The 13,831-nt window shown below is 47.2% G+C and carries 12 protein-coding genes, 1 rRNA gene and 1 other annotated feature; all 13 genes read right to left on the reverse strand.

Annotated elements, in window-relative coordinates; translation table 11 throughout:
* Positions 1–33: 33 nt before the first annotated feature.
* Positions 34–681: a serine O-acetyltransferase gene (gene cysE / locus M3202_RS16705; protein WP_251224425.1), complete on the reverse strand. Its 648-nt coding sequence runs from the start codon at positions 679–681 to the stop codon at positions 34–36.
* Between the two features lie 164 nt (positions 682–845).
* Positions 846–1,069: a binding site (T-box leader), on the reverse strand.
* On the reverse strand, positions 1,070–2,530 hold the full coding sequence (gltX, locus tag M3202_RS16710; protein WP_251224413.1) for a glutamate--tRNA ligase: 1,461 nt from the start codon (positions 2,528–2,530) through the stop codon (positions 1,070–1,072). It lies immediately after the preceding feature.
* Between the two features lie 70 nt (positions 2,531–2,600).
* Entirely contained in the window at positions 2,601–3,089 is a 489-nt protein-coding gene (ispF, locus tag M3202_RS16715) for a 2-C-methyl-D-erythritol 2,4-cyclodiphosphate synthase (RefSeq protein WP_251224414.1), read from the reverse strand.
* Positions 3,086–3,772 (reverse strand): 2-C-methyl-D-erythritol 4-phosphate cytidylyltransferase, encoded by a 687-nt coding sequence (gene ispD / locus M3202_RS16720; RefSeq protein ID WP_251224415.1) that lies wholly within the window; start codon positions 3,770–3,772, stop codon positions 3,086–3,088. Before ispD ends, ispF begins: the two co-directional genes overlap by 4 nt.
* A 243-nt stretch (positions 3,773–4,015) precedes the next feature.
* Complete coding sequence (locus M3202_RS16725; protein ID WP_251224416.1) at positions 4,016–5,110, reverse strand: PIN/TRAM domain-containing protein; 1,095 nt, start codon at positions 5,108–5,110, stop codon at positions 4,016–4,018.
* 185 nt (positions 5,111–5,295) lie between these two features.
* A complete protein-coding gene (disA, locus tag M3202_RS16730; protein WP_251224417.1) occupies positions 5,296–6,372 on the reverse strand; it encodes a DNA integrity scanning diadenylate cyclase DisA in 1,077 nt (358 codons plus the stop codon).
* Positions 6,373–7,752 carry a DNA repair protein RadA gene (radA, locus tag M3202_RS16735; protein WP_251224418.1) on the reverse strand — a complete coding sequence of 460 codons (1,380 nt, stop codon included), beginning with the start codon at positions 7,750–7,752 and terminating at the stop codon, positions 6,373–6,375.
* Positions 7,753–7,917: 165 nt separating this feature from the next.
* Complete coding sequence (clpC, locus tag M3202_RS16740) at positions 7,918–10,359, reverse strand: ATP-dependent protease ATP-binding subunit ClpC (RefSeq protein ID WP_251224419.1); 2,442 nt, start codon at positions 10,357–10,359, stop codon at positions 7,918–7,920.
* A gap of 19 nt (positions 10,360–10,378) precedes the next feature.
* Positions 10,379–11,455: a protein-arginine kinase McsB gene (mcsB, locus tag M3202_RS16745; RefSeq protein WP_251224420.1), complete on the reverse strand. Its 1,077-nt coding sequence runs from the start codon at positions 11,453–11,455 to the stop codon at positions 10,379–10,381.
* A 6-nt stretch (positions 11,456–11,461) separates the two neighbouring features.
* Positions 11,462–11,992, reverse strand: a complete 531-nt coding sequence (gene mcsA / locus M3202_RS16750; RefSeq protein WP_251224421.1) for a protein-arginine kinase activator protein McsA — start codon at positions 11,990–11,992, stop codon at positions 11,462–11,464.
* A 16-nt stretch (positions 11,993–12,008) separates the two neighbouring features.
* Positions 12,009–12,476, reverse strand: coding sequence for a CtsR family transcriptional regulator (locus M3202_RS16755; protein ID WP_251224422.1), 468 nt, complete (start codon positions 12,474–12,476; stop codon positions 12,009–12,011).
* 219 nt (positions 12,477–12,695) lie between these two features.
* Positions 12,696–13,481 carry a VLRF1 family aeRF1-type release factor gene (locus tag M3202_RS16760; RefSeq protein ID WP_251224423.1) on the reverse strand — a complete coding sequence of 262 codons (786 nt, stop codon included), beginning with the start codon at positions 13,479–13,481 and terminating at the stop codon, positions 12,696–12,698.
* 249 nt (positions 13,482–13,730) lie between these two features.
* Positions 13,731–13,831: ribosomal RNA gene (gene rrf, locus M3202_RS16765) — 5S ribosomal RNA — on the reverse strand; the annotation flags it as partial.

The raw sequence follows: 13,831 nt of genomic DNA on the forward strand, positions 1-13,831 counted from the left end.
TCATCTACTCCTTCTTACTGTAATTTCTATACATTATGCGAAAGGCTTTTCCTTTGATGAAGTGTTCAGCAATTCTCTTTCCGAGCGCAATGCTTTAATTTCTTCCTCAAGCTCTTTTAATTTATCAGCAATCGGGTCAGGAAGATTATGATGGTCAAGCGTCTGTTCAACCCGCTGTCCGTCTTGAATAACAATTTTGCCTGGAATGCCGACTACCGTGGAATTAGGAGGAACCTCTTTTAAGACGACCGAGCCGGCTCCGATACGAGCATTCTCTCCAATTGTAAACGATCCTAGTACTTTGGCGCCTGAAGCAATTAAGACATTATCCTTTACCGTAGGATGGCGCTTGCCTTTTTCTTTTCCCGTCCCGCCAAGAGTCACACCTTGATAGATCGTCACATTGTCGCCAATTTCACACGTCTCCCCGATGACAACTCCCATGCCGTGATCGATAAACAGCCGCTGGCCGATGACAGCTCCGGGATGAATCTCGATACCTGTAAAAAAACGGCTCACTTGCGAAATGACCCGGGCGATAAAATACATCCGGCACCGTTTCCACAACCAATGCGCAAGCCGGTGCGCCCATAAGGCATGCACACCGGAATAGGTGAAAATCACCTCCAGTCGATTTCTTGCCGCCGGGTCTTGATCAAGCACGACATCAATATCATTCATCAATGTGCGGAAAACCTTTTTCACGATCTCCTTCCCCCTTTTACAATAGCTACTCTCTACTAACAAGCCTCTCCCCGTCCGTCTGATCCTCAGCTGACCTCTCTCCTAAAAAAGCTGTATTACGAGAGAGCCCTTATACAAAAAAGCCTCTGTGCATTTTCATGCACAGAGGCGCAGCGCGCGGTTCCACTCTGTTATCGCAAGGCATACCTGCCCCGCGCTCTTTGTAGCGGATAACGACGCCACTCGCTTTTTCCTACTCTCGCATAATTTCAGAAAAAGGCTCAAGGGTGCATCTTCAAAGAAGCGGGTTTCAATCACTTTCAGCCAGGGTGATTGTCTCTGGATAACCACTGCCTCTTCTACTTTTCCCTCTCAACACGTTGATTTATTGATTTAGCAAACGTCTCAGTCTCGCACTTACGACCGCTTTCCCTAATACTTCAATCGAATCCGGCAGCTCCGGACCATGCGTCTGGCCGGTAACAGCCACGCGAATCGGCATAAACAGCTTCTTCCCTTTATGACCGGTAGCCTTCTGTGTCGCTTTAATCGCCGCTTTGATGTTCGCCGCGACAAAGTCGTCAAGCTGATCCAGTTCCCCGGCCAGATGTTCCAGCACCTCAGGAACCTGCTCTTCAGCCAAAATTTCTTTTGCTTCCTCATTATACTCAATTTCCGGCTTAAAGAACAACTCTGTTAAATCAACAATTTCAGCGCCGTACTGCAACTGCTCCTGATAAAGGCCGATTAAGCGCTTGATCCACTCATATCGTTCTTCATTTAGATCCTCAGGAACTCTGCCTGCTTTCTTCAAATGAGGCAACGCTAAGGCAACGACGGTATCAAGATCAGCCTTTTTCATATACTGGTTGTTCATCCAGGCAAGCTTATCCGTATCAAATACAGCCGGCGCTTTCGAAACACGCTCCAAGCTAAACTGGGCACTAAGCTCTTCGATCGAGAAAATTTCCTCTTCTCCGACCGGTGACCAACCGAGCAATGCGAGGAAGTTCACGAGCGCTTCCGGCAAATAGCCGAGCTCCTTATACTGCTCAACAAACTGAATGATCGACTCATCGCGCTTGCTCATCTTCTGACGATCTGGATTTAAAATGAGCGACGCATGGGCAAACTGCGGCGGCTCCCAGCCGAATGCCTGATACAGCATCACTTGACGGGGCGTATTTGACAGATGCTCCTCACCGCGAATGACATGTGAAATCCTCATCAAATGATCGTCCACCACGACGGCGAAATTATACATCGGAATACCGTCCTTGCGGGCAATGACAAAATCGCCAATTCCATCTGATTCAAATGATACTTCACCGCGCACAGCATCATTGATCCGGATGACCTGCCCTTCCGGTACACGGAAGCGAACAACGGGCTTTAGCCCCTTCGCTTCATAAGCAGCACGCTCGGCCTCCGTAAGGTCGCGGTCGCGGCCGCTGTATTTCGGCATTTCTCCACGGGCCTTCTGCGCCTCGCGCTCCGCTTCAAGCTCTTCCTCCGTCATATAGCAATAATATGCTTTTCCCTCTTCAAGCAATTGCTGAATGTATCTCTCGTAAATATCCATGCGCTCCATACAGCTGTACGGACCGTACTCTCCCCCGACATCAATGCTTTCATCCCATTCAAGCCCAAGCCACTTCAAGCTGTCGAGCAGCTTTTCCTTGGCACTCTCCACATTACGCGCCTGATCGGTATCTTCAATTCGCAAAATGAAGGCCCCGCCCTCCCGTTTAGCGAGCAAATAATTAAAAAGCGCTGAACGGGCTCCTCCTATATGTAAATGCCCTGTTGGACTTGGTGCAAATCTGACACGAACTTCCCTTTCCATTGGTAACACCTTCCGTTTCTAGCATATTTGCATGCTCGTTTTTTTATTTTAGCATCATCGTCATAGCCGTTCAATTCTCTCCGTGCCGCTCGAGCAAAATTACCGCCTGGGCAGCAATTCCCTCACCTCTGCCGGTAAAGCCTAGCTTTTCCGTCGTCGTCGCCTTGACATTAATCTGGCTGATCTCCGCCTCCAGCAAACCGGCGATCCGCTCCCGCATCACTCCGATATGAGGCGCCATTTTTGGTCTTTCGGCAATAATCGTACAGTCAAGGTTACCCAGTGTAAAACCGCGCTCCTTGACAAGAACCCAGACGTGCTCCAGCAGTTTGGCTGAATCGGCATCCTTAAAGCGGGGATCCGTATCAGGAAAATGCTTGCCAATATCCCCTTCGCCAATCGCCCCTAAGGCGGCATCGGAGATTGTATGTAATAGCACATCAGCGTCGGAATGGCCAAGCAATCCTTTCTCGTACGGGATCGTCACGCCGCCTAAAATGAGCGGGCGCCCCTCCACTAACCGGTGCACATCAAACCCTTGTCCAACTCTTACCGTCATCTGTTTCGCTCCCTTTCCTCGCTTATCAATTGAGCTACTGTCATATCCTCCGGCGTTGTCAGCTTGAGATTATGATAGCTCCCTTCTACAATCACGACCGTCTGGCCGAGCCATTCAATCAGACTCGCATCATCGGTAGCTGTAAACCCTGCCTGCTCGGCCTTTGCATGGGCTTCGCGTAACAGCGCTGCCTGGAAAGCCTGTGGCGTTTGCACCGCCCAAAGCTCATCGCGCTTTAACGTTTCCACGACGCTGTCGCCTTCGACTCGTTTTATTGTATCCTTCACCCGGACGGCGGCGATAGCCGCCCCTCTCTCTCCGGCCTGCTCAACAAGTTCATCTATCACCTTTTGTTCAACAAACGGACGGGCTCCGTCATGGACGAGAATAATCCCGTCTTCCAGCAGGCTCTGCAATCCATTGCGGACGCTATCCTGACGTTCCTCCCCGCCGGCTGTGACCGTTACTTTTTCAAAATGACTCTTATCCATCATCGTCCTCATCAACGCCACTTCCTCTGCATTGGCCACGACAACAATGCGACGGCAATTCGGGTCCTTTTCAAACAAGCGCACGGTATGAACGATGATTTCCTCGCCCTGCAACTTTAAAAATTGCTTGTTCTTACCGGCCTTCATTCGTTTCCCCTGACCAGCCGCCGGGATAATTACACTGTACTTCATGCTCTTCTCTCCTGTCATAATCGTTCTTATTTTAGCATGTTCCTCTTCCGATTACATATATTTTCTTAGAAGGAACGTATCAAGCAGGAAAAACGCTGCAAGTATCTCCCCCGAATCAACCGGAACATTTAGGATGCTTGCTGATCTTTCGAGAAAAGGAGAGCCGGTTTGGACATCCCTGACAAGCCAAAAGAGAAGCGCCTCCCTCCTCTTATAAAAAAGAAGGCAAGCGCTACGGTGTCATTATAATGCTTTTTCCAACAGCTTTGGCTTTGCAAAGATCATCCGGCCCGCACTCGTTTGCAGAACACTCGTTACCACTACATCGAGATGCTTGCCGATATAATCACGTCCCCCTTCGACAACAATCATCGTTCCGTCGTCTAAATAGGCAACACCCTGGTGCTGTTCTTTTCCGTCCTTGATTACTTGCACATTAAGTTCTTCGCCCGGAAGCACAACGGGCTTTACCGCGTTGGCCAAATCATTAATATTTAAAACCGCTACCCCTTGGAGCTCGCATACTTTATTTAAGTTAAAATCATTCGTTACAACCATACCCGAAGAGATTTTTGCAAGCTTCACGAGCTTGCTGTCAACCTCGGAAATATCCTCAAAGTCGCCTTCATAGATTTCAACATTGACCGGAAGTTCTTTTTGAATTTTATTCAGAATATCCAATCCACGTCGACCGCGGTTACGCTTCAGCACATCAGAGGAGTCTGCAATGTGCTGAAGTTCTTCCAGCACAAATTCAGGAATAACCAATGTCCCCTCCAGGAAACCTGTTTTGCAAATATCGGCAATGCGACCGTCGATAATGACGCTCGTATCAAGGATTTTGAGCTGTTTTCCCTTTTTCAGATCAGCTTCCTCTTCTTCCTTCTTTTTGCCGAGGCCGCGGGTGAGCATCGTCAAATTCATCAGCTCATCACGCTTTTTAAAGCCGATTTGAAAGCCGAAATAGCCAAGAAAAATCGTCACGAAGATCGGGAGGACCGTGCTCACAACCGGGATGTTAATCGCATTTAATGGGATCCCAATTAAATAGGCGACAATAAGTCCAATAATCAATCCCATTGTGCCGAATAAAACGTCGGGAATCGGTGCGCGGACAATCGTCTCCTCCAACAGCTTCATCACATTGACAATATAATCAGCCAACCAAAAAGTGGAAATAAATAAGATAACTGCTCCGATAACTGCTCCTGCGTAAGAACTGTCTAACCACGAAGGAACATTACCAATATTTAAGATATGGATAAGTTCTGGGATGAATAGAAAACCTAATGTTCCTCCTACAAGAACGAAGAAAAGTTGAACAATCCCTTTTAACATCCATATTCACCTCCTTTTATTATTATAGACAAGTTCTCGATATCAAAACCTATCAAACTGGATTTCACATAAAATTCCAAGATTATTCTATACTTTTTAAACGCCCTAACCCGCTTTTTCTCTTGATTTTTTTAATTTTTTATTGTACTTTTTTTCAAATGAAAAGTCAACCAATAAGAGTGCGGCTAAATATGGCGGTCAACGAACAATTGCTCCTGAATCCGCGTTAATCCGTCCTTTATCAATTTCGCCCTCGCTTCTCCAATTCCTTCTACTTCATCCAATTCTTCGGTACTGGCGAACATAATGCTCGTTAAGTCGTCATACTTTTCGATCAGATTTTCAATGATGGCCGATGGGAGCCTCGGAATTCGATTAAGGATCCTGTATCCACGCGGTGAAACAGACTGTTCCTGAATATTAATGTTTTTCCCGTAACCGAGTGCCTTAACGATCTCGTGTTCATCAAGCAGTTCCTCCGCCTGCAGCTTCGTCAGTTCCTTCAGAATTTCGTTGACGTCTTGCTTGCGGTCCTTAACATAATCCTTCAAGAGCCAAACGGCTTCTTTTTCAGTATCAGCGACAAGCTCGCTTAATTGCATCGTAATCAGCCGACCTTCATCCCCGAGCTCATTCACATAGTTTAAAATCTCCCGCTTAATCCGCAGGACCATCTGTACGCGGTGGATGACCTGGGTAACCTCATGAAACGTCACGAGCTGTTCAAATTCGAGCGCCCCTAAATTGGTAATGCCCTGGTCCAGCACAGCACGGTATTTTTCCAATGTTTGAATCGCCTGATTCGCCTTCGTTAAAATCACGCCGATATCCTTTAAAGAATAGCGGTAATCACCTTGATACAACGTGATTACATTACGCCGCTGCGAAATCGAAACGACTAAATTCCCCGTCTGCTTAGCGACACGCTCTGCGGTACGGTGGCGGATGCCCGTTTCATTTGATGGAATCCCATTATTCGGGACTAACTGCGTATTCGCATATAAAATCTTCTTGCCGTCATCGCTTAAAATAATCGCCCCATCCATTTTCGCCAGCTCATAAAGGTAGGCCGGAGAAAAGTCGCAATTGATAAAAAAGCCCCCGTCGACAATCGACGGCATATCATTGTGGTAGCCAATGACAATAAGGCCGCCCGTCTTCGCCCTCAGGACATTGTCAATCCCGGCGCGCAGCGGCGTTCCCGGCGCGACCAGCTTTAATACGCTTTGAATGAATTCATTTCTTCTCTGCTCCTCACTCATTTATGATCCTCCTATTCCAACCTGTAGTGCCTCTTCCAATGTCGATACACCAACGACCTTCATCCCTTCAGGATAAGTCCAGCCACTAAGGTTCCGTGCTGGAATAACCGCTCTCTGGAAACCGAGCTTCGCTGCTTCATGCACCCGCTGTTCAATCCGCGACACCCGTCTAATTTCCCCTGTCAGCCCGATTTCGCCGATGACGACATCGGTCGGACTCGTAATTTGATTTCGAAAGCTCGAGGCGATGCTGATCGCGATCGCTAAATCAATTGCCGGCTCATCGAGGCGAATCCCGCCGGCAACGTTTAAATACGCATCCTGGTTTTGCAACAAAAGCCCGACCCGCTTTTCAAGGACAGCCATTAACAGCGATACCCGGTTATGGTCAATCCCTGTCGCCATCCTTCTTGGATTTCCGAAGCTCGTCGGTGAAATTAGTGCCTGCAGCTCGACGAGAACGGGTCTCGTGCCTTCCATCGAAGCAACGACGATCGAACCGGCCGCCCCCTGGGACCGTTCCTCCAGGAAAATTTCCGACGGATTGACGACTTCCGCCAGTCCCAGTTCCTTCATTTCAAAAATGCCCATTTCATTTGTCGACCCAAATCTATTTTTTACAGCGCGCAAAATTCGATACGTGTGATGGCGTTCACCTTCAAAGTAAAGCACGGAATCAACCATATGCTCAAGCAGCTTCGGCCCGGCGATCGAGCCTTGCTTCGTAACATGGCCGACGATAAAAATCGCGATCCCTCTCGTCTTTGCCATTCTCATGAAAGCCGCCGTACATTCCCGCACCTGGGCCACACTTCCCGGCGCTGACGTGATTTCCTCCTGATAGACAGTTTGAATGGAGTCGATGACGACTAAAACAGGCTGTACCTCGTCAATCGCCCGCTCAATTAACGCGATATCGGTTTCTGCTAACACATACAGCTCCTGCGATGATAAGTTCAACCGGTCAGCGCGCAGCTTCGTCTGTTTCACTGATTCTTCCCCCGAGATGTAGAGCACCCGTTGTCCCGTTTCTGCCAGCTTTGCCGAAAGCTGAAGCAGCAAAGTCGATTTCCCGATGCCCGGGTCTCCGCCAACGAGCACGAGTGAGCCTGGAACGACCCCGCCTCCGAGTACCCGGTCAAGCTCCTTCATCTTCGTCCCGATTCGCGTCTCCATGTCGCTCTTAATGGAGATGATCGATTGCGGCTTTGTGTTTCCTGTTGCAGTGGAAGTCACATAGCTTCGACTTGCCTGGCGCGCCGACTGTTCAAATTCCTCCACCATGGTGTTCCAGCTTTGACAGCTGGGACATTTGCCCATCCATTTAGCCGATTCATATCCGCATTCCTGGCAGACAAATTTTGTTTTTCGTTTGGCCATCTTCTTGCCCTCCTAGTACACGATGCTTCCTTCTTTCATTGTAGCAGAAATATCAGCCAAGGGAGGGTTTCTCCTATATGTATGGTGAAAAGCCAAGGGATTATGCCTCTCCCTCGGCTTTTCTTGCTTATTAGCCCTTATCTCGAGTCATAAGCGAATCTATATTTACACTTGGAGATTCTCGCGGGTGATAACCGTCAACTCGCCGTCTTTGACGTCAATTAACGCTTTCTGCCCTTTAACGATCGTTCCTTTTAAGAGCTCTTCGGAAAGACGGTCCTCCACCTGCTTCTGCAGGGCACGGCGTAATGGCCGCGCGCCATATTCCGGATCATAGCCAATGTCGGTAATTTTATCCTTGGCGGCTTCTGTTAACTCAAACTCAATCCCCTGCTCAGCTAAGCGAACTTTAAGCTGCTCGGCCATCAGCGTAATAATTTCCCGGACATGCTTCTTCTCTAAAGCATGGAAGACGATAATTTCATCGATACGGTTTAGAAACTCAGGACGGAAGCTCCGTTTTAACTCTTCCATCACTTTATCCTTCATATCGGTGTATTCCTGGCCATCCGTTCCTGTCGTAAAGCCAAGGAATTTATTTTTACGCAATGTGCTGGCCCCGACATTTGACGTCATAATAATCGCTGTATTGCGGAAGTCGACGGTTCTTCCTTTCGAATCAGTCAAACGGCCATCCTCAAGCACCTGTAGCAAAATATTAAACACTTCCGGGTGCGCCTTTTCAATTTCATCTAAAAGAATGACGGAGTACGGCTTACGGCGGACTTTTTCCGTCAGCTGGCCGCCTTCCTCATGACCGACATAACCAGGAGGGGAGCCGACGAGTCGGCTTGTCGCATGCTTCTCCATATACTCGGACATATCAATCCGAATGACGGAATCTTCATCACCGAATAGCGTCTCGGCAACGGCACGAGCCAATTCCGTCTTCCCCACCCCGGTCGGTCCGAGGAAAATAAAGGAGCCAATTGGACGTTTCGGATCCTTTAGTCCAGCACGAGCCCGACGAACCGCCTTGGAAATCGATTTAACAGCTTCCTCCTGACCGACGACGCGCTCATGAAGAATTTCTTCCATTTTCAACAGACGGTCTGTTTCTTCTTCAGCCAGTTTTGAAACCGGAATTCCAGTCCAGCTGGCGACAACCTGGGCAATATCGTCAACCGTAACCTCTGTATTCTCTTGTCCCTGCTGCTTCTTCCATTCATTCTTCATTTCTTCCAGTTCTTCGCGAAGTCTCTGTTCGGAATCCCTTAGCGATGCCGCCTTCTCAAATTCCTGACTTTGGACAGCCGCATCTTTTTCTTTGCGAGTTTCTTCCAAGCGTCCTTCAAGCTCTTTCAAATTCGGCGGCGCTGTGTAAGACCGCAACCGGACTTTTGATCCCGCCTCATCAATTAAATCAATCGCTTTATCGGGGAGAAAGCGGTCAGAGATATAGCGATCTGACAGTTTAACCGCTTCTTCGATCGCATCATCGGTAATCGTGACACGGTGATGTGCTTCATAACGGTCACGCAGCCCTTTTAAAATTTGAATCGACTCCTCAAGCGTCGGCTCATTTACCTGAATCGGCTGGAAGCGGCGCTCAAGTGCTGCATCTTTTTCAATATATTTACGATATTCATCCAGTGTGGTTGCCCCGATACATTGCAGCTCACCTCTGGCTAGCGACGGCTTTAAAATATTTGACGCATCAATCGCACCCTCGGCTCCACCTGCTCCAATTAAGGTGTGCAGTTCGTCAATAAAGAGGATGACATTCCCGGCCTGACGGATTTCATCCATGACTTTTTTCAGCCGATCCTCGAATTCACCGCGGTACTTAGTACCGGCAACGACCGTTCCCATATCAAGTGTCATGACGCGCTTGTTGCGCAATGTTTCCGGTACTTCGTTGGCGATAATCGCCAATGCAAGCCCTTCGGCAATCGCCGTTTTCCCGACGCCCGGCTCACCAATTAATACCGGATTGTTTTTCGTCCGTCGGCTTAACACTTGAATGACACGTTCGATTTCCTTGCTTCGTCCGATCACGGGATCAAGCGCTTCTTCGCGAGCAACCGCTGTTAGATCACGGGCCAGACTATCCAATGTAGGAGTATTGGCATGGCTGTTTCCCCCGCTCTGTTGCGATGAGCTGCCAACTTCATTGCTTCCTAAAAGCTGCAAGACTTGCTGACGAGCTTTATTAAGGCTGACTCCGAGATTGTTAAGCACCCGGGCAGCAACGCCTTCTCCTTCACGAATTAATCCAAGAAGAATGTGCTCTGTTCCAACATACGAATGACCAAGCTTTCTCGCTTCATCCATTGAAAGCTCAATCACTTTTTTCGCCCGTGGCGTGTAATGAATCGTTTTTGAACCTTCCTGGCCTTTGCCGATTAACGATTCTACTTCATTTTGAATCTTATCGGAACCAAGACTGAGCGCCTGAAGGGCCTTCGCGGCAATCCCTTCCCCTTCACGGATCAAGCCTAACAAAATATGCTCAGTACCAATATTATTATGGCCTAATCGAACAGCCTCTTCTTGAGCTAATGCCAATACCTTCTGTGCTCGTTCTGTAAAACGTCCAAACATCATTGACGTTCACCTCCATGGATTAATCGTGTTTTTCCTGTTCCAGTTTCATTCTCTCTCTGATTAATGTAGCTCTTCTTTCATCACGCTGGTTTGAAGATAGGACATCCCCGGCATATTGCTGGAGAAAGCCCGGCTGGGTTAAGATCATCAGCTCATTCAAAATCGTCGCGCTCAGCCCTTGAATCAACCCTAAGTCAATTCCCAGTCTAACATCTGATAATCGCTGGGTCGCCTCTTTTGACTCGATTAAGCGGCTGTGGCACAGAATGCCGTACGAGCGGCTGACCCGATCCTCCAGCTGCAGGCGGGAATGATCAAGCAGCATATTGCGCGCAGCTCGCTCCTGCTGAATTAATTGCAGCACGACTCCACGCAAGTCCTCGACGATATCTTCTTCAGATTTTCCAAGCGTAATCTGGTTCGATATTTGAAAGAGATTACCTAATGCTTCGCTACCTTCACCGTAAATTCCTCTAACAACAAGCCCTAATTGATTAATAGCGGGCAAAATCCGGTTTAATTGCTGCGTCATCGCAAGCGCCGGTAAATGCATCATCACCGATGCCCGTAATCCCGTACCGACATTCGTCGGGCAGCTTGTCAAGTAGCCGCGCTTCTCGTCAAAAGCATATGTCAATAACCCTTCTATCCAATCATCAATCGCATTGGCCGTCTGAAGCCCTTTCTCAAGCTGAAATCCCGGCCATAAGCATTGAATGCGTAAGTGATCTTCCTCATTGACCATAATGCTGACGGCTTCCTCTTTATCCAGCAACACGGCTCCATACTTTGATTGGTCGGCCAAATGCGGACTGATTAAATGCTTCTCCACGAGGACACGTTTTTCATTCGTCTTTAATTCATCCATCCGGACGAGTTCAAGCGGGCCGACTTCCTGAAACTCCTGTTGAGTCAGAGCCTCGCCGATATGCTTCGAAACTGCATAGGATTCTTCCATCGAGGCAAGAAGAGGAAATTTATATTCCTCCAGATTTCTCGCAAGTCTAATGCGGCTGCTTAAGACGATATCTGAGTCAGGTCCGGCTTTCTTCGTCCATGGGCTGAGCGCTTCGGAAATAAAATCTTGGAGTGACATCTCTTACTATCCCTCCTTTTTATCATTTCGTTGTTCTAATGCACGGATTTCATCACGAAGTTCAGCTGCTTTTTCAAACTCTTCTTTTTCAATATATTGCTTAAGCTCCTGCTTCAGGGCGTCAATTTTTCGCTGTAATTGAATGCCGCCGCCAATTCGCTGCGGAATTTTGCCGGCATGAGCCTGATTTCCGCTGTGGACCCGTTTTAAAATCGGATCAAGCTTCGCTTCAAAGCTCTTGTAACAATGGGCACAGCCAAAACGCCCAACGCGGGTGAACTGCTCATAAGTCATTTCACACTTGTCGCATACAAGTTCCCGCACACTTTGGACCTGGCCTTGCCCTGTTTGTAACGGCTGCTCAAAATGCAAAAGTCCTGATAACAATTGATGGATGGAAAAGCTGTTTGTACCAGGAAACTGCTCTCCTTTTTCCTTCGCACATTGCTCACATATGTGGAACTCCGTCTTCTCGCCATTGATAATTTTTGTGAAATGAAGGCTCGCTTTTCGTTGATTACATTCCTGACAAAGCATTTTTTCCCCCTCCCTGCTATGCTTCTTTATACTTTAACGTTTTTAGCATCGCCTTTAAAATATTGGCACGCACCTCATCGCGATGAGAAACATTCGCCTGATAATGCATCCGGTCAACGGCACTGATCATCAACGTAGCTTCGCGCTTTGTTACAGCCTGTTCCTCATATAAGCGGATAATAATATTCTCGGCCGTATTTTGATCGACCTTCTGACCGATAATATCAATCATTTGATCAAACAAATCAACATGGTCATGGGGACTGATTTTAATGATCCGAATATATCCGCCACCACCTCGTTTACTTTCTACTAAATATCCTTTTTCAACAGTAAATCGTGTTTGAATCACATAATTGATTTGTGAAGGTACACATTGAAACTTTTTGGCAATTTCGCTCCGTTTAATTTCCAGCAAGTCGTCTCCACTTTTTTTTATTGTCGCTTTCAGATATTCTTCAATGAGATCGGATATATTCCTCATAGAGTGTCCCCCTTCCCATTTTTGACTTTGACTATCTTTGACTTTAAAAACATTATAATCGTTCTTTCCAAAAAGTGCAACTTATCTGCTTTTTATTAGTATAGCCATTCCTCTTCGATTGATAACAGTTGTTTCGTGTATGTATCGACTTTTTTAACGACGATAGAGGATAACGCCACGTTGAAAAACAGTGGGGGTCATCCTCTACGCTGTCCTATGTTAAGAAGCCAGTACTTCACTGACCACTTCGTGCGGCTTCACATTGGTGAAATTTTTCTTTACTCTATCAATATGCTTATAAGTAATATGCTGTTCAAATTCCTGCAATAATTCCGGGGGCCCGACTAAATATAATTTGCTCCAGCTCTGTTTTTTTGCTTGTTTTTGAACGATCGCCGCCAGCTGCTTATACCACCTTGCCTGATTCGCTTCAAAGCGTTGGTCGACTTGGTCGCGATGCGTCGCGCCAGAGGCCATTCTGTCTCTGGAAGCAAGACCCTCATATTGTTTCCAATCTTCATCTTCGACATCCCATTGATAGCTCACTTCACTTTCTACTTCTGCTAGGCTTGTCTCAATGATCGTGACCTCTTTCTTTTGAATCAGGACTACGCCTGAACGTGGGAAGGTTTCTTGAATATGGTAGAGCTGATCCAAGACGGGGTGCTTTTCCCAATGAAATTGATTTTCAACATTGACGTTCAATTTTTTCAATACCCAATTTCCATCAGCAGAAGCAATAACAACCACACTTCTTGGCATTTCTGTTTGCAGATCATGCACGGCGCTCGTCACCTGTTTTTTTATTTTTCTATAGTCATTCAGGTACCGGTCGTCACTAACTTGAATATATTCTTCAAGTTTTTTCAAGCCATTTTTGAGACGAATTTTCCATTCTCCTTTTTTCTGGTCCTGGTTTGATTGGTCGGTATTCAAATAAATCGTCAAGCAACCTTCTTCACATCTTTGCTCTTTCAACAGTTGGAGTTCCTTTTGCAATGTCATTTTACTCCTCCTTTAAAATTGAAGATGTTTCCACGTATCATCACTTTAACCGAACTAGCTTTTATCTAAACCTTTTTCATGGAGAAAACCCCCCCTCAATAAATCGAAAAGAACTTTGAATCACCCCTGAAGCAGCGATAGCAAGCGTCACAGCTATGGACACTTTTTTAAACCCTATTGCTCTTCGCGCCTTGTGCGTTATCCTTTGTGCAAATAAAAAAGTACAATCCGCTTGGATTGTACTTTATCGCCCGGCAACGTCCTACTCTTGCAGGAGGAAGCCTCCAACTACCATCGGCGCTGAAGAGCTTAACGACCGTGTTCGGCATGGGAACGGGTGTGACCTCTTC

It is taken from the genome of Halalkalibacter oceani (assembly GCF_023715605.1).
Lineage (GTDB): Bacteria > Bacillota > Bacilli > Bacillales > Bacillaceae_D > Halalkalibacter > Halalkalibacter oceani.

Coding starts and splice junctions, on each gene's coding strand:
- clpC (WP_251224419.1), bottom strand. CDS start 10,359: ATGATGTTTGGACGTTTTACAGAACGAGCACAGAAGGTATTGGCATTA.
- disA (WP_251224417.1), bottom strand. CDS start 6,372: ATGAGTGAGGAGCAGAGAAGAAATGAATTCATTCAAAGCGTATTAAAG.
- mcsB (WP_251224420.1), bottom strand. CDS start 11,455: ATGTCACTCCAAGATTTTATTTCCGAAGCGCTCAGCCCATGGACGAAG.
- ispF (WP_251224414.1), bottom strand. CDS start 3,089: ATGACGGTAAGAGTTGGACAAGGGTTTGATGTGCACCGGTTAGTGGAG.
- gltX (WP_251224413.1), bottom strand. CDS start 2,530: ATGGAAAGGGAAGTTCGTGTCAGATTTGCACCAAGTCCAACAGGGCAT.
- M3202_RS16725 (WP_251224416.1), bottom strand. CDS start 5,110: ATGTTAAAAGGGATTGTTCAACTTTTCTTCGTTCTTGTAGGAGGAACA.
- M3202_RS16755 (WP_251224422.1), bottom strand. CDS start 12,476: ATGAGGAATATATCCGATCTCATTGAAGAATATCTGAAAGCGACAATA.
- M3202_RS16760 (WP_251224423.1), bottom strand. CDS start 13,481: ATGACATTGCAAAAGGAACTCCAACTGTTGAAAGAGCAAAGATGTGAA.
- radA (WP_251224418.1), bottom strand. CDS start 7,752: ATGGCCAAACGAAAAACAAAATTTGTCTGCCAGGAATGCGGATATGAA.
- ispD (WP_251224415.1), bottom strand. CDS start 3,772: ATGAAGTACAGTGTAATTATCCCGGCGGCTGGTCAGGGGAAACGAATG.
- mcsA (WP_251224421.1), bottom strand. CDS start 11,992: ATGCTTTGTCAGGAATGTAATCAACGAAAAGCGAGCCTTCATTTCACA.
- cysE (WP_251224425.1), bottom strand. CDS start 681: ATGAATGATATTGATGTCGTGCTTGATCAAGACCCGGCGGCAAGAAAT.